This window comes from Pseudarthrobacter sp. SL88 (genome assembly GCF_026672455.1).
Taxonomy (GTDB): Bacteria; Actinomycetota; Actinomycetes; order Actinomycetales; family Micrococcaceae; genus Arthrobacter.
In genome coordinates, this window is record NZ_JAPPRD010000001.1 from 2,336,086 (window position 1) to 2,360,125 (window position 24,040).

Annotated in this window: 21 protein-coding genes and 1 tRNA gene; 5 read left to right on the forward strand and 17 right to left on the reverse strand. The window is 65.4% G+C overall.

The features are described 5' to 3' along the window. Positions 1 to 79: 79 nt before the first annotated feature. A complete protein-coding gene (locus OVA06_RS10635; RefSeq protein WP_268158161.1) occupies positions 80 to 3,478 on the reverse strand; it encodes a pyruvate carboxylase in 3,399 nt (1,132 codons plus the stop codon). 301 nt (positions 3,479 to 3,779) lie between these two features. Here OVA06_RS10635 and OVA06_RS10640 point away from each other — a divergent pair, with 301 nt between their 5' ends. Beyond that, on the forward strand, positions 3,780 to 4,598 hold the full coding sequence (locus OVA06_RS10640; RefSeq protein ID WP_056077613.1) for a ParA family protein: 819 nt from the start codon (positions 3,780 to 3,782) through the stop codon (positions 4,596 to 4,598). Positions 4,599 to 4,671: 73 nt separating this feature from the next. On the opposite strand, the gene OVA06_RS10645 is transcribed toward OVA06_RS10640, so the two are convergent. The 5 genes from OVA06_RS10645 to gcvH all read right to left on the reverse strand — a co-directional run bounded on the left by OVA06_RS10645 (position 4,672) and on the right by gcvH (position 7,758). After that, positions 4,672 to 5,265: a MerR family transcriptional regulator gene (locus tag OVA06_RS10645; protein WP_045732426.1), complete on the reverse strand. Its 594-nt coding sequence runs from the start codon at positions 5,263 to 5,265 to the stop codon at positions 4,672 to 4,674. 229 nt (positions 5,266 to 5,494) lie between these two features. Next, positions 5,495 to 5,998, reverse strand: a complete 504-nt coding sequence (locus tag OVA06_RS10650) for a bifunctional nuclease family protein (RefSeq protein WP_261620821.1) — start codon at positions 5,996 to 5,998, stop codon at positions 5,495 to 5,497. Beyond that, a complete protein-coding gene (gene ftsR, locus OVA06_RS10655; protein WP_015936752.1) occupies positions 5,998 to 6,714 on the reverse strand; it encodes a transcriptional regulator FtsR in 717 nt (238 codons plus the stop codon). Before ftsR ends, OVA06_RS10650 begins: the two co-directional genes overlap by 1 nt. Before the next feature lie 23 nt (positions 6,715 to 6,737). Next, positions 6,738 to 7,214, reverse strand: coding sequence for an FHA domain-containing protein (locus OVA06_RS10660; protein WP_015936751.1), 477 nt, complete (start codon positions 7,212 to 7,214; stop codon positions 6,738 to 6,740). A gap of 157 nt (positions 7,215 to 7,371) precedes the next feature. Next, a complete protein-coding gene (gene gcvH, locus OVA06_RS10665; RefSeq protein WP_015936750.1) occupies positions 7,372 to 7,758 on the reverse strand; it encodes a glycine cleavage system protein GcvH in 387 nt (128 codons plus the stop codon). A gap of 163 nt (positions 7,759 to 7,921) precedes the next feature. Here gcvH and OVA06_RS10670 point away from each other — a divergent pair, with 163 nt between their 5' ends. Next, positions 7,922 to 8,791 (forward strand): Fpg/Nei family DNA glycosylase, encoded by an 870-nt coding sequence (locus OVA06_RS10670; RefSeq protein ID WP_268158168.1) that lies wholly within the window; start codon positions 7,922 to 7,924, stop codon positions 8,789 to 8,791. Positions 8,792 to 9,359: 568 nt separating this feature from the next. Beyond that, positions 9,360 to 9,671 carry a hypothetical protein gene (locus OVA06_RS10675; protein ID WP_056077622.1) on the forward strand — a complete coding sequence of 104 codons (312 nt, stop codon included), beginning with the start codon at positions 9,360 to 9,362 and terminating at the stop codon, positions 9,669 to 9,671. 75 nt (positions 9,672 to 9,746) lie between these two features. Here the strand turns inward: OVA06_RS10675 and OVA06_RS10680 are convergent. From OVA06_RS10680 to OVA06_RS10725, 10 genes are all read right to left on the reverse strand, one after another. Further along, a tRNA-Pro gene (locus tag OVA06_RS10680) sits at positions 9,747 to 9,823 on the reverse strand. Positions 9,824 to 9,981: 158 nt separating this feature from the next. After that, positions 9,982 to 11,532, reverse strand: coding sequence for a ribosome biogenesis GTPase Der (gene der / locus OVA06_RS10685; protein ID WP_015936747.1), 1,551 nt, complete (start codon positions 11,530 to 11,532; stop codon positions 9,982 to 9,984). A gap of 10 nt (positions 11,533 to 11,542) precedes the next feature. Beyond that, on the reverse strand, positions 11,543 to 12,223 hold the full coding sequence (locus OVA06_RS10690) for a lysophospholipid acyltransferase family protein (RefSeq protein ID WP_268160750.1): 681 nt from the start codon (positions 12,221 to 12,223) through the stop codon (positions 11,543 to 11,545). A gap of 31 nt (positions 12,224 to 12,254) precedes the next feature. Then, positions 12,255 to 12,968 carry a (d)CMP kinase gene (gene cmk, locus OVA06_RS10695; RefSeq protein WP_056077629.1) on the reverse strand — a complete coding sequence of 238 codons (714 nt, stop codon included), beginning with the start codon at positions 12,966 to 12,968 and terminating at the stop codon, positions 12,255 to 12,257. Further along, a complete protein-coding gene (locus OVA06_RS10700; RefSeq protein ID WP_056077632.1) occupies positions 12,968 to 14,077 on the reverse strand; it encodes a prephenate dehydrogenase in 1,110 nt (369 codons plus the stop codon). Before OVA06_RS10700 ends, cmk begins: the two co-directional genes overlap by 1 nt. Before the next feature lie 3 nt (positions 14,078 to 14,080). Beyond that, positions 14,081 to 15,292: a pseudouridine synthase gene (locus OVA06_RS10705; RefSeq protein WP_268158172.1), complete on the reverse strand. Its 1,212-nt coding sequence runs from the start codon at positions 15,290 to 15,292 to the stop codon at positions 14,081 to 14,083. Between the two features lie 112 nt (positions 15,293 to 15,404). Beyond that, a complete protein-coding gene (gene scpB / locus OVA06_RS10710; protein ID WP_268158174.1) occupies positions 15,405 to 16,070 on the reverse strand; it encodes an SMC-Scp complex subunit ScpB in 666 nt (221 codons plus the stop codon). Beyond that, positions 16,067 to 16,879, reverse strand: coding sequence for a segregation and condensation protein A (locus tag OVA06_RS10715; protein ID WP_268158176.1), 813 nt, complete (start codon positions 16,877 to 16,879; stop codon positions 16,067 to 16,069). The genes scpB and OVA06_RS10715 overlap by 4 nt, the downstream gene beginning before the upstream one ends. Positions 16,880 to 16,886: 7 nt before the next feature. Then, entirely contained in the window at positions 16,887 to 17,786 is a 900-nt protein-coding gene (locus tag OVA06_RS10720; RefSeq protein WP_056077645.1) for a ParA family protein, read from the reverse strand. Positions 17,787 to 18,008: 222 nt separating this feature from the next. After that, a complete protein-coding gene (locus OVA06_RS10725; protein WP_268158178.1) occupies positions 18,009 to 19,352 on the reverse strand; it encodes a cation:dicarboxylate symporter family transporter in 1,344 nt (447 codons plus the stop codon). A 179-nt stretch (positions 19,353 to 19,531) separates the two neighbouring features. Here OVA06_RS10725 and OVA06_RS10730 point away from each other — a divergent pair, with 179 nt between their 5' ends. Next, complete coding sequence (locus tag OVA06_RS10730) at positions 19,532 to 21,235, forward strand: sensor histidine kinase (RefSeq protein ID WP_268158180.1); 1,704 nt, start codon at positions 19,532 to 19,534, stop codon at positions 21,233 to 21,235. A gap of 3 nt (positions 21,236 to 21,238) precedes the next feature. Further along, the gene (locus tag OVA06_RS10735; protein ID WP_056077651.1) at positions 21,239 to 21,952 is read left to right on the forward strand and encodes a response regulator; all 714 of its coding nucleotides are present in this window, start codon (positions 21,239 to 21,241) and stop codon (positions 21,950 to 21,952) included. An 11-nt stretch (positions 21,953 to 21,963) separates the two neighbouring features. Here OVA06_RS10735 and OVA06_RS10740 read toward each other — a convergent pair whose 3' ends face one another. Next, positions 21,964 to 23,874, reverse strand: a complete 1,911-nt coding sequence (locus tag OVA06_RS10740) for an AMP-binding protein (protein WP_268158183.1) — start codon at positions 23,872 to 23,874, stop codon at positions 21,964 to 21,966. Positions 23,875 to 24,040: the final 166 nt, after the last annotated feature.

A 24,040-nucleotide genomic window follows, 5' to 3' on the forward strand; every position in this document is an offset into this window, starting at 1 on the left:
CACTGCTGCGCTCAGGACGAAAAGGTCCTCCCGGCTGCTGCCGGGAGGACCTTTTCATTGCCTTACGTGCTGGACCGGGCTACTGCTCCACAACCAGGAGCAGGTCTCCGCCCTGAACCTGCTCCACCGCGGAGATGGCCAGCCTGGACACCTTGCCGCCCACCGGCGTCGTAATGGAAGCTTCCATCTTCATCGCCTCGATAGTGGCCACGGTATCGCCGGCGTTCACCGTGTCTCCCGCCTTCACGGTGACGGTGACGGCCCCGGCGAACGGCGCGGCGACGTGGCCCTGCTGCGCCGGATCCGCCTTCTCGGCAGCCTTGACGTTGCTGACCACTGACCGGTCCCGCACCACCACGGGCCGGGACTGGCCGTTGAGGGTGCACATCACGGTGCGCATGCCCTTCTCGTCCGGTTCCGAGACTGCTTCGAGTGAAGCAATCAGCCGGACGCCGCGCTCCAGCGTGATCTCGTGCTCGGTGCCCTGCTGCAGCCCGTACAGGTAGTCGCGGGTGTCCAGGACAGAGATGTTGCCGAAGGTCTCGACACTCTTCAGGTAGTCCTTGGTGGGGCCGGCAAACAGCAGCCGGTTCAGGGTGTGCTGGCGGGTCTTGGAGTCGGACTTGAGCGCGGCACTGTCCTCGGCGCTGAGCTCGACGTCGCGGACCTTGATGCTGCGTCCCTGGAGGGCCTTAGTGCGGAAGGGCTCCGGCCACCCTCCGGGAGGGTCCCCGAGTTCGCCGGAAAGGAATCCGATGACGGAGTCGGGGATGTCGTAGTTCTGCGGGTTCTCGTTGAAGTCCGCGGGATCGGCGTTGAGGCCCACCAGGTGCAGGGCGAGATCACCCACCACCTTGGATGAGGGCGTCACCTTTACCAAGTGGCCGAGGATCCGGTCAGCGGCCGTGTACATGTCCTCGATGGCTTCGAACCGCTCCCCCAGGCCCAGTGCCATGGCCTGCTGGCGGAGGTTGGAAAGCTGGCCGCCGGGGATCTCGTGCTTGTAGACCCGGCCGGTGGGACCGGGCAGGCCCGACTCGAACGGTGCGTACACCCTGCGGACGGCCTCCCAGTACGGTTCCAGGGAACTGACGGCGTCAAGGCTCAGACCGGTGTCACGCGGCGTGTGGGCCAGCGCCGCCACCAGGGCCGAGGCCGACACCTGGCTGGTAGTGCCGGCCAGGGAGGCTGAAGCCACGTCCACGGCGTCGACACCGGCGTCCACGGCAGCCAGCAGGGTTGCCAGCTGGCCGCCCGCGGTGTCGTGGGTGTGCAGGTGTACGGGCAGGTCGAAGCGTTCGCGGAGTGCGGCCACAAGTTTGGCGGCCGCAGCCGGGCGAAGCAGGCCGGCCATGTCCTTGATAGCCAGGATGTGGGCGCCGGCATCAACGATTTTTTGGGCCAGTGCCAGGTAGTAGTCCAGCGTGTACAGCTTTTCCGCCGGATCCAGCAGATCGCCGGTGTAGCAGAGTGCCACTTCCGCGACAGCGGTACCGGTGGCGCGGACGGCCCGGATGGCGGGGGCCATCTGGCTGACGTCGTTCAGGGCGTCGAAGATCCGGAAGATGTCGATGCCGGTGGCCGCAGCCTCATTGACGAAGGCCTCTGTGACTTCCTCAGGGTAAGGGGTGTAGCCCACGGTGTTGCGGCCGCGGAGCAGCATCTGGATGCAGATGTTCGGCAGGGCTTCCCGCAGTGCTGCGAGCCGGTCCCAGGGGTCTTCGCCGAGGAATCGGAGGGCGACGTCGTAGGTGGCCCCGCCCCAGGCTTCAACGGACAGCAGCTCCGGCGTCAGGGCGCTGACTGCCGGTCCGGCAGCCACAAGGTCGCGGGTGCGGACCCGGGTGGCGAGCAGCGACTGGTGGGCGTCGCGGAAGGTGGTGTCGGTGACGGCCACGGCGGTCTGCCCCCGCAAGGCCTTGGCGAAACCTTCCGGTCCCAGTTCACGCAGTTTCTGGCGGGAACCCGGCCCTGCCTCCTGGCCCTTGACGGACGGAAGCTTGTCGGCCGGGTTGGAGTGGACGGTCAGTTCACCGTTCGGCTTGTTGACGGTAACATCGGCCAGCCAGGTCAGCAGCTTGGTGCCGCGGTCTGCGGACACCCGCGCCTTGAGCAGTTGCGGGCGCTGGTCGATGAAGTTGGTGGCGACGTCGCCTGCGATGAAATCGGGGTCGTCCAGCACGGCCTGCAGGAAGGGGATATTGGTGGACACGCCGCGGATCCGGAACTCGGCGAGGGCGCGGCGGGCGCGGGCCACGGCGGCGGGATAGTCCCGGCCCCGGCAGGTGAGCTTCACCAGCAAGGAGTCGAAGTGCGGGCTGATCTCGGCGCCGGAGTAGACGGTTCCGCCGTCGAGCCGTACGCCTGCGCCGCCTGCGGAGCGGTAGCCGGTGATCTTTCCAACATCGGGCCGGAAGCCGTTGGCCGGGTCCTCGGTGGTGATGCGGCTCTGCAGGGCAGCACCCTTGAGGTGGACGGTCTCCTGTGAGAGCCCAAGGTCGGCGAGGGTTTCGCCGGAGGCGATCCGCATCTGGGCCTGGACCAGGTCCACGTCCGTGACTTCCTCGGTGACCGTGTGCTCCACCTGGATGCGCGGGTTCATTTCGATGAAGACGTGCTGGCCTGCCCGCTCGCCTTCGGTGTCCACCAGGAATTCAACCGTGCCCGCATTGACGTAGTTCAGGGCCTGCGCAAACTTGACCGCATCACGGTACAGGGCCTGGCGGATGTTTTCGTCCAGGTTAGGGGCGGGCGCGATTTCGATGACCTTCTGGTGCCGCCGCTGGATGGAACAGTCCCGTTCGAAGAGGTGCATCACGTTGCCCTCGGCGTCAGCGAGAATCTGCACCTCGATGTGCCGGGGGCGCAGGACGGCCTGTTCCAGGAACATGGTGGGGTCGCCGAAGGCCGCGTCCGCCTCGCGCATCGCTGATTTCAGGGCCTCGGGAAGGTCTTCCCGGGTGTCCACCCGCCGCATGCCACGGCCTCCGCCGCCGGCCACTGCCTTAGCGAAGATGGGGAAGCCAATCTCATCAGCGGCGGCAAGCAGTTCATCCAGGTCCTTGGACGGCTCGCTGGACTTCAGCACCGGTACGCCGGCCGCGCGGGCCGCCTTCAGTGCTGCCACCTTGTTTCCGGCGAGTTCCAGGACTTCGGCCGGCGGACCCACGAACGTGATGCCGGCTTCCTTGGCAGCGCGGGCAAGGTCCGGGTTTTCCGAGAGGAAGCCATACCCGGGGTAGATGGCGTCGGCGCCGGCCTCTTTGGCAACCCGCACCACCTCGGCGACGTCCAGGTATGCCCGGACGGGATGCCCTTCCTCGCCAATCAGGTACGCCTCGTCCGCTTTCTGCCGGTGGATCGAGTTTCGGTCCTCATTGGGAAAGACGGCAACGGTCTTGGCGCCCAGCTCGTAGCCGGCGCGGAAGGCCCTGATCGCGATTTCGCCGCGGTTGGCCACCAGAACTTTGGAAAACATACTTCTCCTGCATCATTGCGGGTGGATCGGTGAGTGGTCACAGTGTCTAGGACCCACAAGGACAAACACAAATCTTTGTGTCAGCCATCACAGATTTCCCCGTCATGTCCTGATCGGTTTGGGCCGGGCCGTCCTGATCAGCCCCGCTTGCACCGCCAGTGCCATGCCGGGCACCCATAAAGCAGGATTCAGCGCGGCATCCACATATGATGAGTAGGGCGGCAGGACCGTCCGGCTTCGGTTCCGCCGGAGCAAACACTACCCTCAACACGGCATCCGGCGTTAGGTTTTGGTCTCTCAAGTGCAAGTAGTCAGCATCAGCAGCCTTAAGGGTGGAGTCGGCAAGACTTCCGTCACCACAGGATTGGCGTCTGCGGCGCTGGCCGCGGGAATCCGGACCCTTGTGGTGGACCTCGATCCCCACGCGGACGCAACCACTGCCCTGGGCGTGCAGCCCGGCGAGCAGCTTGATATCGGACGGATGCTCAAGAGCCCCCGACGTGCCAAACTCGCCGAGAACGTGGTGCGGAGCAATTGGAGCTCCCGCGCCCACTCAAACGGTTCCGGCCCCGCGGTCCTGGATGTCGCCGTCGGCTCCGCCTATACGGGGATCTACGACCGTCCGGACCTTGGCCGCCGTGACCTTCGCCGGCTCACCGCGGTCCTGGCCGGCGCAGGCAACTACCAACTGGTGCTGATCGACTGCCCGCCGTCGCTGAATGGCCTCACCCGGATGGCGTGGTCCGCCAGCGACAAGGTGGCACTCGTGGCCGAACCCGGGCTTTTCTCGGTGGCCGGAACGGAGCGCACCATGCGTGCCATTCAGCTCTTCAAGCAGGAGTTCGCGCCCAACCTGTCACCGGCCGGAATCGTCGCCAACCGGGTGCGGACCGGCTCCTCCGAGCACACCTACCGGCTGGCCGAGATGGAGTCGATGTTTGGCGAGCTGCTGCTGAGTCCGCGGATCCCGGAGCAGGCCAACTGGCAGCAGATCCAGGGTGCTGCGCATCCGGTGCACCACTGGCCCGGCGACTCCGCCAAGTCCGCTGCCGCCCTGTTCGATGAGCTGCTGGCCAACCTGATGGCTGCGGGCAGCGGCCTCCGAAGCCGCGCACGCTAGAGACGAACCCTTAACGAACAGGGGCCGCACTCCTCCGGGAGGAGTGCGGCCCCTGTTCGTTAAGGGTTGCGGGTCAGCTGATCTTGCGTGCGGCCCGCCGCTTGCTGAGCTCGTCGTCAGGGAACGTCTGTTCGGCGGCATGTTCGCTCGGCAGTGATGCCAGGCTGCCCTCCACCTCGCGCCATACACGGCCCACTGCAATGCCGAAGACGCCCTGGCCGCCCTGGACGAGGTCGATAACTTCGTCGGCCGAGGTGCATTCATAAACACTGGCGCCGTCGCTCATCAGGGTGATCTGGGCGAGATCTTCCACGCCGCGTTCGCGCAGGTGCTCTACAGCGGTGCGGATCTGCTGGAGGGAGACCCCGGTATCAAGGAGACGCTTGACCACCTTGAGGACAAGGATGTCGCGGAAGCCGTAGAGGCGCTGCGAGCCGGACCCTGCCGCGCCGCGTACGGCCGGCTCCACCAGGCCGGTCCGGGCCCAGTAATCGAGCTGCCGGTAAGTGATCCCGGCCGCCTTGCAGGCGGTGGGACCGCGGTAGCCGGCGTCCTCGTCCAGGACAGGGAGGTCTTCGGTAAAGAGGAGGCCCTGGGCACCGCTTACGGGCACGGCGGCACCGGCCGTGGGCTGCTTCAGCCCGCCTGCTTCACCTTTAGGACTCACCTGGATCCTCCTTGTCGTACGCTCCCGGGAACATCTGCAGCAGCGTGGGCATGAAGACCATGCATGTAATTCTCGCGGGGCGCACTTTCCAGTGTGACTTGCGCGGCTGCCGTAAGCAATGGGAACTTGATACTTCGACGTTAGGCCCGGCAGGTCGCAAGGTCAAAGATGTTGGCGCTTTCAAGGGGCGTGTCGAAACTTTCAGCCTCAACTTTAACCTTAACGTGACCTAGCCGTCGAAATCTTCCGGCTCCACGTCATCGAGGAATTCGCGGAACCTGCGCAGCTCGCGCTCCTCGTCCACCGTGGGGTTCGGCTCCGTGTCCTCGCCTTCGTCGTGCTCGGTGATGCGGACTCCGGCTTCGTCCATCACCGAGTCCGCGCACCAGATGCGGCACTTCGCGCGCAGTGCAATTGCGAGGGCGTCGGAAGCCCGCGAACTGACCGTGGTGCCGTTCTCGAACTGCAGCTGCCCGTAGAAAATGTTGTCCTCCACGGCAACAATGTTCACGCTGACCACCGAGTGGCCCAACGTCTCCACGACGTCAACCAGGAGGTCGTGCGTCATGGGCCGCGGCGGAACCACGCCCTGCTGGGCCAGGGCGATGGCGCTGGCCTCCGGCGTTCCGATCCAAATGGGGACATGGCGCTCCCCATGCATCTCGCGGAGCAGCACCAGGGGCTGGTTGGATGGCAGTTCGATCCGAACGCCAACAATCTCGACTTCAATCATCAGATGTCCATGCGTGAGATGTGGTCCTGCACCAAGGCACGGTGCAGGGTGAGGCAAAGGTCGCTGATTTCACGGGCTGCCTCAGCTGCACGCGCCTGGGATGCGGAGTCCTTGCGGGACGCCAATGGTGCCACCGCACGTTCCACAAGGCCGAACTCACGTTCTGCCGCCGCCTGGAACGGACGGAGGTGGCGTGGCTCAAGGCCATGGCCCTCAAGCTGCACGCAGGCGCGCGCAACCTGGAGGGCGTGTTCGTCGAACCGGCCGTTGGTGTGGCTGATGAGGCCGAAGTCGAGGAGGGACTTCAGAAGCGGGACGCTGGCACCGGATTCGGTCCGCAGCTGCTCTTCGGTGAGCTTGCGGCCATGGTTCTGGAGTTCGGCAGCGAGTTCGTCGGAAACTATCCGCGGTGAAACCACGACGCCGGGTGGCAGGTTCTCGGGCCGCTCTCCCCTGTCGATCGCATCAAGGTAGTCCTTGATGACCTTCAGGGGGAGGTACTGGTCCCGCTGCAGGGCAAGGACGAACCGGAGGCGTTCGACGTCGCCGTCGGAGTACTGCCGGTAACCGGCCGGAGTGCGCCGGGGATTAATGAGTCCCTTTTCCTCAAGGAACCGGATCTTCGACGCTGTCATGCCCGGGAAGTCGGCACTGAGCTGGGCGAGTACCTCGCCAATGTTCAGGACCTGGGGTCCCCGGCGTTCGGGTTGTGCCATTGCCACAGGCAGCGGTCCCCGGATCAGCCGCGGCCTGCAGCTGTGGCAGGGCTCAGGTAGAAGGTAAGGCGGAACTTGCCAATCTGGACTTCGCTGCCCGATTTGAGCTCCACAGCGTCCACGCGGTCGTGGTTGACGTACGTGCCGTTCAGGCTGTTCCGGTCCACCACTTCAAAGCTGCGTGCCGTGCGCCGGAACTCGACGTGGCGGCGGGACACTGTGACGTCGTCCAGGAAGATGTCAGCGTCAGGGTGGCGGCCCGCCGTCGTGACGTCCGAATCGAGCAGGAAGCGGGCCCCGGCGTTCGGCCCGCTGTGCGCTACGAGCAGCGCCGAACCCGCCGGCAATGCCTCGACGGAGTTGCGCTCCTCAAGGGAGAGTTTGGGTGCGATGGTGGGCTCATCCCGGATGGGGGTGAGATGGATCGAGGTGGTCTCCGACGCCTTAGCCGCACCCGTGCCGTATTCCCCATCGGCAGGGTTCTGTGTGTGGCCAGCCATGGATTCCTCCTCTTCCCGCTGCCGCCCGTCAGGGCTGCAGCCAACGTTTGCCCGCCGGACCGTCCCGGCAGGTCCGGTTCCGGCTCCGCATCCGGCCGTTGACGTGCGAAGACGTCCGAGCCTTCGAGGCGGGCCGGACCGGATTTACCGGTTAGCTTTAGCCTACCTGTTGTTCGTACTCGGATGCACTGAGCAACGAGTCAACAGCGTCTGCTTCGGCGAGTTTGACCTCGATCAGCCAGCCGTCGCCGTACGGATCCGTGTTGATGAGGGCGGAATCGGAGTCCAGCGACTCGTTGCGGGCCACAATTTCGCCCGAAACCGGCGCGTAGATGTCGCTGACGCTCTTGGTGGATTCGACTTCGCCCACCACTTCGTTGGCCGTAACCTTTGTCCCCACTTCGGGCATCTGCGCGTACACAACATCCCCAAGGGCGTCCTGGGCAAAATCGGTGATGCCCACGCGGACCACGCCGTCAGCGTTGGGGGCAGTGACCCACTCGTGCTCGGCGGTGTAGGACAGGTCTTCGGGAATGTTGCTCATTGGGGGCCTTTCGTAGGGCTGGACACCAAGGTCAGGAGGCGCGGAAACGAGCCGCCGCTGAAAGTATAGGCATATCTGCCGGGGCGTTCACGGGGGTGTCTGCGAAGATGGGACGCATGAGCGCGCTTCGTTGTGCCGGACTGTACGGAGAGGGCAGGTAACCATGCCGGAGCTTCCCGAGGTGGCCGGCCTGGCCACCTTCCTGGACGGACAGCTGCGTGGCGCCGTCCTGACCAAACTGCAGGTGGTCTCCTTCGCGGTGCTCAAGACGGCGGATCCTCCCTTCAACGCGATTGAGGGCCGCACCGTGGCCGGAGTCCGCCGCTTTGGCAAGTTCATCAGCATCGACACCGATGGCATGTCCCTGGTGTTCCACCTGGCCCGCGCCGGCTGGCTCCGCTTCACGGACTCCCCCGCAGAGAGCCAGCTGAAAATGGGCAAAGGGCTGATTGCCGTCCGCTGTGCTTTCTCCGGACCGGACGGCCCGCGCGGATTCGACCTCACGGAGGCCGGCACCAAGAAAAGCCTCGCGGTGTACTTGGTGCGGGATCCGCAGGACGTGCCCGGCATCGCCGCGCTGGGTCCGGATCCGTTCACGGAAGCGTTCGACGCCGGCATGCTGGCCGAGATCCTGGGGGCCAGTTCCCAGCAGATCAAGGGCCTCCTGCGCAGCCAGAGCGTCATCGCCGGCATCGGCAACGCCTACAGCGATGAAATCCTGCATGCGGCCCGCATTTCCCCGTTTGCCACCGCCAAATCGCTGGACCGCGAAACAGTCCAGGTACTGTACGAGGCCATCCACCGCATTCTGGGCGAAGCACTGGCTGAAGCCCAGGGCAAGCCCCCGAAGGATTTGAAGGACGTCAAGCGCAGCCATATGCGCGTCCACGCCCGCACGGGGTTGCCTTGCCCGGTTTGCGGGGACACCGTGCGGGAGGTGTCGTTCGCCGACACGGCGCTCCAGTACTGCCCCACCTGCCAGACCAAGGGCAAGATCCTTGCTGACCGCCGCACATCCAAGTTCCTGAAATAGCCGGCCCAAAAGGGAAGCAGGGACGTTCCGTCCAACGGACGGCGGGGCCGCCACCCGTGACGGGCAGTGGTTTTCTGGCTGCGGTTATGCGGAAGGTGGCCGCACCGGTTTGAGGGGTGGCGCCCCAAATTCCCCATTTCCCCCTATTTGCAGGGAATGGCAGGTAATGGAAGCACGTCTCTTCCCACGCGCAAAACACCTTAGTATCGTTGACGTTACGTCGGTCATAGTGCACATAGCAGGCGGACGGAAAATGGATACATGGGGGTCCAGACCCGGGCGCTCACTTTCCCCAACAAAAATGCCTATCTGGGCCAATTTCAAGTGTTCAGTCATCACTAAGGCGCCTGCCAGCCGTGGACCCGGGGGAACCAAAGGTCCACTTCCTTGGTAGCCGCCAGCACCCTCAAGCTCGGTGCCTACTACTCTTGCACCCGCCGGACTTGAGTGACGACCGCAGACAGGCGAGTCGACAACGACGTGGACGGCCACTAAGTGACGGCCCGTGCCAGCCTATTCTGCCTGCTCCTGCGGGGTATCGATTTTTCGATAGCCGAAGGAAACTGCAATGAACAAAGTTACCCGCCTGCTGGGCTCCGCTGTCCTCGCTACGGGACTCACCCTCGGATCGTCTGTGACGGCCGGCGCTGCATTTGCCGACAACAACAGTCACGACAGGGGCTATGGCGCAACCAAATACGATGACCGCAATGACAACCGTGACCGGAGCGACCGCCACCGGGATGACCGTGACAGGGGCTACGGCCGGGTTGTCTATGTGGAGCACGACCATCGCGGAGACTGCCACGGCAAATACCACCGCGCTTGGTTCGAGGACCGGTACGGACACATTTTCGTGATCGTGATCCTCGTGAGGTGACCACGCCTCCTACGCCGCCTGGCGGCTGACAGCAAAAGGGCCGCTTTCCGGAATATTCCGGAAAGCGGCCCTTCGTGGTCGGGCTGACAGGATTTGAACCTGCGACCCCTTGACCCCCAGTCAAGTGCGCTACCAAGCTGCGCTACAGCCCGCTGGTTCCGCCGTTCTCCGCTGCAGGTTATCCCGGATTCCTCCGAAGATTTCCATCAGCAGTCCGGCCGAACCACCTAGAAGAGCTTACACGATCGAAAGGGGTGCGAATGACACTTTCCGGGAATCAGGCCCGGACGTGTCGGAGTCAACACCGGCCCTAGCGCTTCTTGCCGCGCTTTTCGCGGACGCGCATGCTGACTTCGATGGGCGTGCCCTCAAAGCCGAAGGTCTCCCGGAGCCGGCGCGTGATGAACCGGCGGTACCCGGGATCGAGGAACCCGGTGGTGAAGAGCACGAACTTCGGCGGCCGGCTGGACGCCTGGGTACCAAAGAGGATGCGCGGCTGCTTGCCGCCCCTGACGGGGTGCGGGTGCGCAGCCACCAGTTCACCGAGGAAGGCGTTCAGGCGGCCGGTGGGGATACGCCTGTCCCAGTTCTCCAGGGCAAGGTCCAGGGCCGGGACCAGCCGGTCCTTGTGCCAGCCGGTCTTGGCCGAGATATTCACGCGCGGGGCCCATTCAACGTGGGCCAGGTCCTGTTCGATTTCGCGTTCCAGGTAGCGGCGGCGTTCGTCGTCGAGCAGGTCCCACTTGTTGAAGGCCAGCACCAGGGCGCGGCCCGACTCGATGGCGAGCTGAAGGATACGGACGTCCTGCTCGCTGAGGACCTCATCTACTGCGAGGAGCACGACGGCGACCTCCGCCTTCTCAAGGGCAGCCTGCGTCCGCAGCGAGGCGTAGTAGTCAGCGCCCTGCGCCATGTGCTGGCGGCGGCGGATACCTGCAGTGTCCACAAAGCGCCAGGTGCGGTCGCCAAGTTCAATGAACTCGTCCACGGGGTCCCGCGTAGTGCCGGCGGTGTTGTCCACCACCACGCGTTCGGTTCCCGCAAGCTTGTTCAACAGCGAGGACTTGCCAACGTTGGGGCGGCCAATCAGCGCGATGCGGCGGGGACCGCCGGAACGCTCCACGCCTTCAACAGTGGAAAACTCGGGCAGGACATCCATGACGTGGTCAAGGAGGTCAGCCACGCCGCGGCCGTGCAGGGCGGAGACCGGGTACGGCTCGCCGAAACCAAGGCCCCACAGTGCGGCGCTGTCGGCTTCCTGGGCGAAGTCGTCCACCTTGTTGGCCACCATGATGACCGGCTTCTTGCTGCGGCGGAGCATCTTCATGACGCCTTCATCCGTGGCGGTGGCGCCGACGGCGGAATCGACCACGAAGAGGACGGCGTCGGCGAGTTCCACGGCCATCTCGGCCTGCTCGGCAACGCGGGCGTGGATGCCACGGGCGTCGTGCTCCCACCCGCCGGTGTCCACCAGGGTGAAGTTGCGGCCGTTCCAGCTTGCCGAGTACATGACGCGGTCTCGGGTGACACCGGGGGTATCCTCCACCACCGCTTCCCGGCGGCCGAGGATGCGGTTCACCAGCGTGGACTTGCCCACATTTGGCCGGCCGATGATGGCCAGCACGGGATCCAGTTTGACGGGACCGTCCAGGTCCTCGTCGCCGTACTCGCCGCTCAGCAGGGCGGCATCTTCCTCATCCAGCTCGTAATCCTCCAGGCCTGCCCGGAGGGAGGCAGCGCGGAGCTCGGCTTCGTCGTCGCCGATCGCCGCAAGCCGCTCGGCCACCTGGTCGGTGCCGGAAGGCGTGTACTCGTACTCGGCCGAGCCGGAATGCCCGGATGTCTGCGTGGTGTCGCTCATTGCACTGTCCTTAGTGGTCATCTGCCGGCGTCCCGGCTACTGCTGTTAAGTCTTGGGGAGCATCAGCGAACGGCAACGGCTGCCCACTGAGCTGAATGGCGTCGCGGACGTGCCCGGCCAGCGCTGCGCGGATTTCCTGCGCCGCCCTGTCCATTGAAGCACGGCCTGTTTCCCCTGCCCTGCGGGTCAGGGTCAGGGCGGGGCCGAAGGCCACATGGAACCGGCGGCCCGGCCGGGGCACGGAGTCGAGGTGTTCCCCGCCAACACGCGTGCCAAGAATGGCGACCGGCACCACTGGCGCCCCGGAATTGAGGGCAAGCCAGGCAACGCCGCCGCTGATCCCTGCGGCGTCCCCGCTCCCCCGGGTACCTTCGGGCAGGATCCCTACGCAACGCCCGGCGTCGAGCACGTCCTTGCACCGTTGCAGCGCGGCGCGGTCGCCGCGGCGGTCCACCGGCAACTGCCCGGAGGCGGAAAGGACCCGGCCGAGGAATCCCTTGAACATCTCCTGCTTCACCAGGATGTGCATGGGCCGCGGCGCTGCCCCGAACATGACCGGACCGTCCAGGTAGCTGATGTGGTTGCCGGCAAAGATCACCGGCCCGCCGGTGGGGACGTTGTCCCTGCCGGTCACGGTGGTGCGGTAGACGAGATGGTCAAGAATCCAGCCGACAGGCCGGCTCCAGGCCATAGTCCAGCCCGCGGGTGCCCCGGTGGTGCCCTCAGTCACGGTTAAGGACCTTGGTGACAATCACCAGTGCGGCATCCACTGTCTGCTCAAAGTCCAGGTCCGAAGAGTCCAGCGTCACCACGCCGGACGCAGCCTGGGTGAAGTTCACCACCGCTGAGTCCTTGGCGTCGCGGTGTGTGACCTGGGCTGCCAGTTCCTCGGCGTTCTGCGTACCGCCGAGCTGGAGTCCGCGCCGGCGCAGCCGTGCTTCCTCGCTGGCGGTCAGCAGCATGCGCACCTCAGCACCGGGGGCGACGACGGTGGTGATGTCCCGGCCCTCCACCACCATGCGGCGGTGGTGCTTTTCGATCAGGTCGCGCTGGCGGCGGATCAGTTCGGTCCGCGCACCCAAGGTGGTGGCCACGGCGCTGACGGCTGAAGAAATGGCGGGCTCGCGGATGGCGTCAGTGACGTCCTTGCCGTCCACCCTGACGTATTCCTCGTTGGGGCTGGTGCTGACTTCCAGCACCAGGTCCCGCGAGGCCTGTTCCACGGCTGCGGCGTCCTCCAGGTCTATGCCGGTGGTGACGCAGTGCCAGGTGAGGGCACGGTACATCGCCCCGGTATCCAGGTAGGCAATCCGCAGCCTCCGGGCCACTTCCTTGCTGACGCTGGATTTGCCGGAACCGGAAGGGCCGTCGATGGCAACAACGAGCGGCCGGCCAATGCGCAGGGCGCGCACGGACTCGAGGAGTTCTTGTGTCATTACTGAAGTACCCGCCATCCGCGGTCGTTGAGGGCTTCGATCAGGTGGTCATGCTTATTGGGCAGCACGGATATTTCCACCATACCGACGTTCTGTCCGGATGAATGGTCAAGCCGCAGGTCTTCCAGGTTCACGCCGATCTCGCCGATCTCGGTGAGCAGCCGCGCAATCTGGCCGGGCCGGTCGTCCACCAGCACGGTAAGCCAGGAATACGCCTGCGGCGGGCCGCCGTGCTTGCCGGGGATCCGGGCCTGGCCGGCATTGCCCTCGCTCATCAGCTGGGCAAGGTCCAGTCTCGCCCCCGGCGCGGCGGGGTTTTCCAGCGTTCCGATCAGGCGATTCAGGTCTTCCCGGACACCGTAGAGGATATCCACTACCTTGCCGGCGTTACCGCCCAAAATCTGCACCCACAGGGTGGGGTCGCTGGCGGCGATCCTGGTGACGTCCCGCAGCCCGTTCCCTGCGAGGGACAACGCATGCAGCGGTGTCCCCTGCAGCCGGCTCGCCAGCAGGGAGGACATCACCTGGGGCAGGTGCGAAACGAGCGCTACGGCTTCATCGTGCTCGTCAGGGGTGAACTGCGAGACGACGGCGCCCAGGTCCGTCGCCAGCGAACGGGCAATCTGCAGGGCAGCTGCGGACGTTTCCTCCGAGGGGCACACCACCCACGGCATGGACGTGAACAGCTCACCGCGGGCCGCAACCGGTCCGGACTTTTCGCGTCCGGCCATTGGATGCGTTCCCACATAGCGGGCCAGGTCCGTGCCGCTGCTCCGAAGGCTCGACAGGATGCCTGCCTTGACGCTGGCGATGTCCACCACCACGGCGTCCGGGTAATCGGACAGCGCGGTGGTGACCACGTCGGCCGTGACGTCCGGCGGCGCGGCCACCACTACCAGCTGCGGTGCGGCACCGGCCAGCTCCGCGAGGGGCCGGCCAGCGCCGATGTCAACAGCCACCGCCTGGTTGGTGGGCGAAGGGTCGGACAGGAAGACGGGCACGCCGCGGCCCCGCAAGCCCAGGCCGATACTCGTCCCCAGCAATCCGGTGCCGATCACGACGACTGGCCCGTCCAGGTGCCCGCGGCCGTGGCTCTTGAACGCGGACATGCCTCAGAGTCCTACGGACGCCAGCAGGTGGCCGACTTCCTGCTTGCCGAGGTTGCGGATGCTGCCCTGGCGCTGGTCGCCCAAACCGATGGGCCCCACCTTGACGCGGACCAGCCGCTGCACTGGGAAGCCAACGGCATCGAACATGCGGCGGACGATGCGGTTCTTGCCCGAGTGCAGCACCACTTCGATCAGCACGTGCCCGGGAGTGGAGTCCACCAGGCGGAAGGAGTCAACGGCTGCCGGCCCGTCTTCGAGTTCCACACCGGCCTTCAGCTGCGCGCCGATTCCCTGCGGGAACGGGCCGCGCACCTGGACCAGGTAGGTCTTGGGGACTTCGTAGGAAGGGTGGGTGAGGCGGTTGGCCAGCTCGCCGTCGTTCGTCAGGAGCAGCAGCCCCTCGGTGGCGACGTCAAGGCGGCCCACATGGAACAACCGCTCGCCGGTGTTCTTGTTGTTTTTGAGGAAGTCGCTGATGCACGGCCGGCCATCGGGATCTTCCATGGTGGACACGACACCCTTGGGCTTGTTGAACACCATGTAGACGAGGTTTTCGTCCAGCTGGATGCGCAGCCCGTCCACATGGATGACCGCAGTGGTGGGATCAATGCGGACACCCAGCTCGGTCACTACCTGGCCGTCCACCTCAACCCGGCCCTCGGCGATCATCTCTTCGCAGACGCGCCGGGACGCGACTCCAGCGGAGGCCATCACCTTTTGCAGGCGCACGCCGTCGGCGTCGTGCAGCTCCGACTGGGGAACGTCGGTGCGGGGGCGCTTCTTGCGGCCCGGCTTCCGGACCGGCCCGAGGTTCTGCCCGAAGCGTTCGCTGCCGAAGGCGCGGGAGGCCGCTGCGCCGGGAGCACCCGTGCGGGGCTTGGGTTTCAGGGCACCCGGGGTTCCCGGCGCCTTCTTGGCGCCCGGCTTGCGGGCGGCAGGCTTGCGCGACGACGGCTTGTTGGTCCGCTCCGATGCGCCGCCTGGCTGGGAACCGGCCAAGTCCGGGTCGACGAACCGTTCTTCGCGCGGTTTGGGTGCGCGGTGCGGCCGGTCACTGCCGAAGCCCTGGCCCCGCTGGCCGCCGCCGCTGGAACCTCCGCTGAATCCTCCGCCGGCTGTCCCCCTGCGGGGAGTGTTGCCCTGCGGCTTGTTCCGGTCCGCGCCGCCGCGTCCCGAGCTGTTACGTGGTGAACCCTGGCGTCCCGCCTGTGTCATGACCCGTCCTCTGCTGTTTTGGCCGGCAAAGCTGTCCACGGACAACCCTAGCCAGCCGGGCAGAATTTATCTGCCCTGGTGGATATTCATATGCATGCCGGATTTTCCGGACCTACATTCTGTCGGCGTCGTAGAACTCCGCGATGCCTTCCAGCCCCGGGAGGTGCGGGGAAAGCTGCGGAAGCCCGGCCACGGAACTGATTCCCATCCGTTCAAGGAAGTAGGAGGTGGTCCGGTAAAGGATGGCCCCGGACTCGGGATCCGTTCCCGCGTCCTCGATCAGCCCGCGCTGGGCAAGTGTCCGTACGACAGAGTCAACATTGACCCCGCGAATTGCAGACACCCGAGCCCGGGAAACGGGCTGGCGGTAAGCGATGACCGCCAGGGTTTCCAATGCCGCCTGCGTGAGCCTGGCAGTCTGCCCCTCGAGCACGTACTTCCCGACGATGTCGGCGAAGTCCGGACGGGAGTAGATCCGCCAGCCACCGGCGATGTTCCGCAATTCAAAACCCCGGGGGCTGGAGCCAAAGCCAGCTGGACTGGCCCGCTCCTCATCCGGGGCGTTAACAGTATACCCGTTGTAATCGGCCTGAAGATCCGCCAGTAACTCCCGGACCTCACCCAGCGTCAGTTCCAATCCGGCCGCCAGTTCATCTTCGGTGGCCGGCTGGTCAACCACCATAAGCACGGCTTCAAGCGCGGCCTTGGCGCCACCGGGCAGGTCGCGGAGGCCTGATCCGGCATCGTCATGGCCCTCGGGGCTGTCAGCGGTGTTCACGGTTGTTCCTCATATTCTTCGCTCAGGTTTTCCGCCAACCATTCGCGCTCCCCTGCCGTCCAGTGGATGGCCAGGTCCGCGAGCGGTGACAGCTGGTCGAAGGCCACGGCCCTGTCCCGGTACAGCTCCAGGAGGGCCAGGAACCGTGCCACCACCACCAGCGTCGAGTCGGCGTCTGCGGTCAATGCCCTGAATGTCAGTGGTGATTCCTGCTGCAGGCGGATGCCCAGGATCTCCGCCTGTTCCCTGACGCTGACAGTGCCGCCATGCAGGTGCCCCAGCCCAACCTCGGTTGGCTTCGGCGCCTTGGGACGGAGGGCCGCGGCGGCGAGGGCGGCGAACTGCTCCGGGGTGTGCTTCCACACGAGTTCCGGAAGCATCGCGGCGAAATGCTCCTCGAGGGCCACCTGGCGGGGAAAGCGGCGGCCCTCCTGGTGGAGGGTACCGCCCAAAAGTCCCGCCACCTGCTTGAACGCCTTGTACTGCAGCAGGCGGGCAAACAAAAGGTCCCTGGCCTCCAGCAGGGCGATGTCTTCATCGCTCTCCACCTCGCCGGCGGGCAACAGCCGGGCCGCCTTCAGGTCCAGCAGTGTGGCTGCGATGACCAGGAACTCACTGGCCTCATCCAGCGCCCAGTCCTCGCCAAGTTCCTGCAGCTTGCGGATGTACTTGATGAACTCATCGGTGACTGTTGCAATGGCAACTTCGGTGATGTCCAGCTGGTGCTTGGCAATCAGTCCGAGAAGGAGGTCGAACGGGCCGGTGAAGTTGGCCAGCCGCACCTCGAAGCCGGGCTTGGATTCGGCCACGGCGCGGCTAGGGTGCTCCGCCGCGCGAAATGAGCTCCTTGGCAAGGCGGCGGTAGGCGTCCGCTCCCACGTGGGTGCCGGCGTAGCTGGTGATCGGTTCAGCGGCCACCGTGGCGTCGGCGAACTTGATGGACCGCTTGATGACCGTTTCGAAAACCTTGTCCCCAAAAGCTTCCACCAGGCGGGTGATGACTTCCCGGCTGTGCAGGGTTCGTGCGTCATACATGGTGGCAAGCACGCCATCAACCTGAAGGCGCGGGTTGAGCCGGTCCTGGACTTTGTCGATGGTTTCGACCAGAAGCGCCACCGCACGCAGGGCGAAGAATTCGCAGATCAGCGGGATGATGACGCCGTGGGCGGCGGTGAGGGCGTTGACGGTCAGCAGGCCAAGGGACGGCTGGCAGTCGATGAGGACGACGTCGTAATCGTCTTCGACCTTCTTCAGCGCACGGTCCAGGACCTGTTCGCGGGCTACCTCGTTGACCAGCTGCACTTCGGCGGCGGAGAGGTCGATGTTGGCAGGCAGCAGATCGACGTTCTCCACGCCGGTGTGGTGGATGGCGTCGCGGATGTCCACCTTGCGGTCCATCAGGACGTTGTAGACCGTGAGGTCCAGTTCGTGGGGGTTGACGCCCAGGCCAGCCGACAGCGCACCCTGGGGGTCGAAGTCCACCAGCAGGACCCGCCGCCCGTATTCGGCGAGGGCCGCCGCCAGGTTGATCGTGGACGTGGTCTTACCGACTCCGCCTTTTTGGTTGACCATGGCGATCACGCGCGCGGGCCCGTGGGAGGGCAGCGGTGCGGGTTCGGGGAACTCACGCAATGGGCGACCCGTGGGGCCCATCACCGCGTTGTCGAGGTCGAATTCCGTGCCTTCCAGAGTTGCCGCACCCTGTTCGCTGCTCACGTATCTGTCCACACTTTCGATGACGGTGACTTGCTTGCCGCTGGATGCCCAGCGCCGTTCCTTCCCTCCAAGGCTACAGCCGCCGACACGGCATTCCGGGTAACTTGACTTTCTTCGAATGTTGAGCCTTGACCCTCTAGTTGAGGTCGAAGGTTGAGGATTCTGATACGCGAAACGGCCCCCGGAGCGTGCTCCGGGGGCCGTTTGACTGCAAGGCGGGGGTTAGGCGCTGGCGGCAGCCTTGGCGCCTTCTTCCTTCGGCGCAAGCTCGCCGTGCCCGGCGATCATGGTCTGCTCGTCGAAGGGCAGCTCGCCGGAGAGGACCCGGGTGACCTGTCCGCCATCGATTTCCTTGACCCAGGTACCAATCAGGACCGTGGCAACAGCGTTGCCGGTGAAGTTGGTCAGTGCGCGGGCTTCGGACATGAAGCGGTCGATGCCGACGATCATGCCAACGCCGCCCAGGAGTTCGGGCTTGTGGGCCTGCAGGCCTGCTGCGAGCGTTGCCAGGCCGGCGCCGGTGACGCCGGCTGCACCCTTGGACGCGATGATCATGAAGATCAGCAGGGAGATCTGGGCGCCCAGGTCCAGCGGGGTTCCCATGGCGTTGGCCACGAACAGGGAGGCCATAGTCAGGTAGATGGCCGTGCCGTCGAGGTTGAAGGAGTAGCCGGTGGGAACGGTAACTCCGACAACCGGCTTGGACACACCGAGGTGCTCCATCTTGGCAATCAGGCGGGGAAGCGCTGCTTCGGACGAGGACGTTGAGAAGATCAGCAGGTATTCGCGGCCCAGGTACTTCATCAGCTTGAAGATGTTGACGCCGGAGACCACCTGGAGGATACCGCCGAGGATGACGACGATGAACAGTGCGCAGGTGATGTAGAACGCGATCATCAGCGTGAACATGCTGACGATGGCCTGGAAGCCGGTGGCGCCGACCACTGCTGCGATGGCACCAAAGGCGCCGACGGGAGCCAGCCACATGATCATGATCAGGATCCGGAAGACGAGTGCCTGTCCGTGTCCGATGGCCTTGAGGATGGGAGCTCCCGAGGGGCCCATCTTCTGCAGTGCGAAGCCGACCAGGATGGCTGCGAGCAGGGTGGGCAGCACGGGGATGTCGCCCGGAATGATGCCGAGCAGGAAGTCCACGGTGCTGTCAGTGGCGGCCTTCTTATTGGGATCGTACGGCGTGAGCTTGAGTCCCTCGCCGGGGTGAATCAGGTTGCCCACCACGAGGCCGATGGCCAGGGCGAAGGTGGACATCACGATGAAGTAGCCCAGCGCCAGGCCGCCCACCTTGCCCACCGTTGCGGCTTTGGCGATGGAGCCGATGCCCAGGACGATGGTGCAGAAGATCACCGGGGCGATCATCATCTTGATCAGCTTGATGAACCCGTCACCGAGGGGCTTGAGGGATTTGCCGACTTCCGGGAAGAGCAGGCCCACCAAGGCGCCCAGGATGACGGCGGCAATAACGGCGATGTAGAGGTAATGCGACTTGTCGAGGCCTTTGCGCCGCGGCGCCGCGGTGTCCAGGGACTCTCCCCGTTGAGAAGCCATGATGTGTCTCCTTTGGATAATCTGATAGACGCTGCGGCACAGTCACTGGGCTCACACGTCCTGCGGTGTGATATCCATCATTGGCCACACAGTGATCCAGCTCACCGTTGCGTTCATATTGGTCGCGGCGCAGGTGCCGGGTGGCCCAGCCAGGCGCCCGGAGACGGAGGGAAGTACTGATGATCCACCGCTGGAGTATCGCCCGCCGGCTCTTCGTGGCGAACCTGTTGATTGTGGTGTCCTTCATTGCCGTGGTGGGAACGGCGGCCTACGTCGACGCCCGGGACCGGACGTACAGCGAAGCCGGCCTGCGGATGACCGGCATCGCCACTTCGATTGCGTCCAACCCGCTGGTGCTGCAAGCCGCCGGGACCCGGGACCCGTCGTCGGTCCTGCAGCCCTATGCCCTCGACGTCATGGAGGAGGCCCACGTCGATTTCATCACCATCATGGCCCCGGACCGGACCCGCTGGACCCACCCGAGGAACGAGGAACTGGGCAAGCCGTACATCGGGTCCATCGATGCGGCGCTGCGGGGCGAGACGTTCACCGAGGTCACTTCCGGCACCTTGGGCCCCTCCGTGCGCACCATCGTTCCGGTGAAGGACGACGCCGGCAGGGTCCACGCCCTTGTGGCCGCCGGGGTGACGGTGGGCACCGTCGACGTCGCCTTCGCGGCGCGCCTTCCGGCCCTGGCCGCCATCGGCCTCGCGTTGCTGGTGGGTGGCTCGCTGGCCTCGTGGCTTCTGGGCAGGTACCTCCGGCGGGTCACCCGCGGCTGGGGTCCAGAGCAGCTCTCCCAACTGTTCGCCTACTACGAATCCGTACTGCATTCTGTCCGCGAGGGCCTGATCCTGATCGACACCCGGGGGCGGGTGGTGATGTACAACGACCAGGCCGCAGAGCTGCTCGGCCTTGACCAGACCGGCAGTAGCGACCCCACCCGGCCGCCGAAGCTGTCAGACCTTCCACTCGACGAGGGACTCCGGGGTCTTTTCGAGTCCGGGCGCCCGGCCAAGGACGAGATTGTCCTGACCGGATCACGCGTCCTGGTGGTGAACCAGGGCCCGGCCAAGGGGCCGGAGCCCTTTGGACCCCGGGGCAGGACACCCGTTTACGGTACGGTGGCCACCCTCCGCGACCGGACGGAGATCGAGGCGCTGGGCAATGAGCTGGAAACCATGCGCACCCTGTCCGACGCCCTGCGGGCACAAACCCATGAGCATGCCAACAGGCTGCACACGATGGTGTCGCTGCTGGAGCTGGGACGGACCCAGGAAGCACTGGATTTCGCCACGAAGGACCTGGAGTTGAGCCAGCAACTGACCGATGACATGGTCAGCTCGGTGGACGAACCCGTCCTTGGGGCGTTGGTGATGGGGAAGGCGGCTGAAGCGCACGAACGCGGAGTGCACCTTGAAGTCACCGCGCTCGGTTCGGGCACGTCAGCGGGAATCGCAGTTCAGGACCTGGTCACGGTCCTCGGCAACCTGTTGGACAACGCCATCGACGCCGCCGCCGACGCTCCCCCGCCGCGCCGGGTGGAGCTGACGGTAGAGTCGGACGAGGAGGGGCTGGACATCGCTGTCCACGACTCAGGAGCCGGCATCGACCCGGAGTCTGCAGAGAACATGTTCCGTCACGGCTTCAGCACCAAGCCCGCCGGCCCCGGCGGCCGCGGCATAGGCTTGGCTTTGGTCCGCCAGGCTGTGCAGCGCCTGGGCGGCTCACTGGTCATCAACGGGCGCCGGGGTGCCAAATTCGAGGTGTTCCTGCCGGCGGTGGCGGCGCCGGAGGCGGCGGCGCCGGAGAATTCGCCCGGCTCCCGGAACGGGGACACCGGAACTGCTGCCGGGACAGACCATGCCGGAAAGGGAGCATAAAGCGTGACTAATATTCGCGTCCTCGTCGTTGAGGACGAAGCCATCGCCTCGGCCGCCCACGCGGCCTACGTTGGACGGCTGCCGGGTTTTGAGCTGGCAGGCACCGCGCCCGACGGTCAATCGGCGCTGCGGCTGCTGGGCGATTTCGCTGCCTCCGGCAATCCCGTGGAACTCGTCCTGCTGGACATGAACCTCCCGGACCTGCACGGGCTGGACATTGCACGGCGCATGCGGGCCGCCGGCCTGCTCGCTGACATCATCGCCATCACCGCCGTCCGGGAGCTCGCCGTCGTGCGCAGCGCCGTAGCCATTGGCGTGGTGCAGTACCTCATCAAGCCGTTCACCTTCGCCACGTTCTCGGACAAACTTGAGAGTTACCGCCAGTTCCGGCAGCAACTGGCGGACGGCACGGGCGTGGCGGGAAAGTCCGGAGCCTCCCAGAGCGAAGTGGACCAGGCCTTCGCGAGCCTGCGGGCGCCGTCCGAACTTCCCCTCCCCAAGGGGCTGTCCACCTCCACGCTGGACTCCGTCAAGGACTTCCTCAAGGCGCAGCAGAACGCCGTCTCCGCCACCGAGGTCATGGATGCACTGGGGATGTCCCGCGTCACGGCGCGCCGCTATCTTGAGTACCTGGCGGATGCCGGAACGGTACAGCGGACGGCCAGGTACGGGACGCCTGGGCGTCCGGAGAACGAGTACCGCTGGAGCGGACGCTAAGAAGGTCCAGGTCAGGACTGCAGTGGTCCTGGGCCAGGGGTTTCCGGCCGCAGTGTTCCGATGAGGTGCTCGATCACCCCAACGTCCTCGATGGTGGACGGCACGGTATATTCCACGCCGTCGGCAATCTGCCGCATCGTCTTGCGGAGGATCTTCCCTGACCGCGTCTTGGGCAGCGCGTCCACCACCGTGACGTGCTTGAAGTCCGCAACAGCACCGATGTCGCGCCGGACCATGGCCACCAGTTCGGCGGCCAAGACGTCGTCCTGCACGTCGACGCCGGATTTGAGGACCACATACCCGCTGGGGCGCTGGCCCTTGAGCGGATCAGCAAGGCCGATGACGGCGCATTCAGCCACAGCCGGGTGCTGGCCGATCACTTGCTCCATCGCTCCGGTGGAGAGGCGGTGGCCGGCAACGTTGATGATGTCATCCGTCCGCCCCATGACGAAGACGTACCCGTCACCGTCACGGAAGCCGGAGTCTCCAGTGGCGTAACACCCCTCGAAGGCCTGCAGGTACGACGAGACAAAGCGTTCGTCGTTTCCCCAAAGGGTGGTAAGCGTCCCGGGCGGCAGCGGCAGCCCCAGCACGATGTTCCCTTCAACGTCCGACTCCACTTCTTCGCCCAGTCCATCAACGATGGCCAGCCGGAAGCCGGGCATGGGGACGCTGGGAGAACCTGCTTTGATGGGCAGTTCCTCCAGCCGGCGGGGGTTGGCGCAGATGGCCCACCCTGTCTCCGTTTGCCACCAGTGGTCCACCACCGGAACCCCCAGGGACCGGGAAGCCCAATGAAAGGTATCAGTGTCCAGCCGCTCCCCCGCAGTGAACAGGGTCCGCAGGCTGGATATGTCGTAGTCCCGCAGCAGTGCTGCCTCCGGGTCTGCCTTCCTGATGGCGCGCAACGCCGTAGGGGCGGTGAAGAGGACGTTGACCCGATGGTCGCGGATCACCCGCCAGAAGGCTCCGGCATCAGGGGTTCCCACAGGCTTTCCCTCGTACAGCACGCTGGTGGCCCCTGCCAGCAGCGGTCCGTAGACAATGTAGGAGTGCCCCACCACCCAGCCAACGTCGGACGCGGTCCACATGATGTCGCCCGGGCCGGCGCCGTAGATGTTCCGGAGCGTCCAGTCCAGCGCGACGGCGTGCCCGCCGTTATCGCGCACCACGCCCTTGGGCGTCCCGGTAGTACCCGAGGTGTACAGGATGTAGAGGGGATCGGTGGCTGCCACGTCAACGGGCGCAGCCGGCGAGGCACCGGCTGCCTCAGCGTCCCAGTCCAGCCATCCGTAGTCAGCGGCTGACGCGGCGAAGCCCTCCCTGGCTTTGGTGATCACGGGAAGGCCGGGCACGCCGGCCAGGGCGAGCGCCTCAGCCACGGCGGGCAGGTACTCGATCCTGCGCGTCGGTTCCAGTCCGCCGGAAGCCGTTACCACCAGCACCGGTTGGGCGTCACGGATCCGGGCCGCGAGTTCCTTGGGCGCGAATCCGCCAAAGACCACAGAGTGGACGGCGCCGAGCCGGGCGGAGGCAAGCATGGCAATGACGGCCTCCGGAATCATTGGCATGTAGATCACCACCCGGTCGCCCTTGCCGACGCCCTGGTCCCGCAGGACGCCCGCAAAGTCCGCCACGAGCCCGGTCAGCTCCGCATAGGTGAAGCGGCGTTGGGTGCCGAGCATTGCCGAATCGTAGATCAAGGCGTCCTGGCTCCCCCGGCCGGCCTCCACATGGCGGTCCAGGGCGTTGTACGAGGTGTTCAGGATGCCGTCCGGGAACCAGCCGTACAGCGGTGCCCGGCTTGCGTCCAGTGCAATCCGGGGCGGTGTGGACCAGCCCACCCTTGCCGCGGCACCTAGCCAGAATGTGGCTGGGTCGGCAAGGCTCTTTTCGTATGTTTCCCGATAGCTGTCAACCATGAAAGTGCATCCCGTCCACGACATTGTGTAGCGGCAATGCTAGCCAAGGGACAGTCTTCAGACAAGGGTTATGTATACAGAAATTGCCTCGTTGCACCCCTAATCTCGAAGATTGCTGGAAAATTTGGCAGTTCTGTATACACTGAAGGAGTTCAGTCACCGAAGG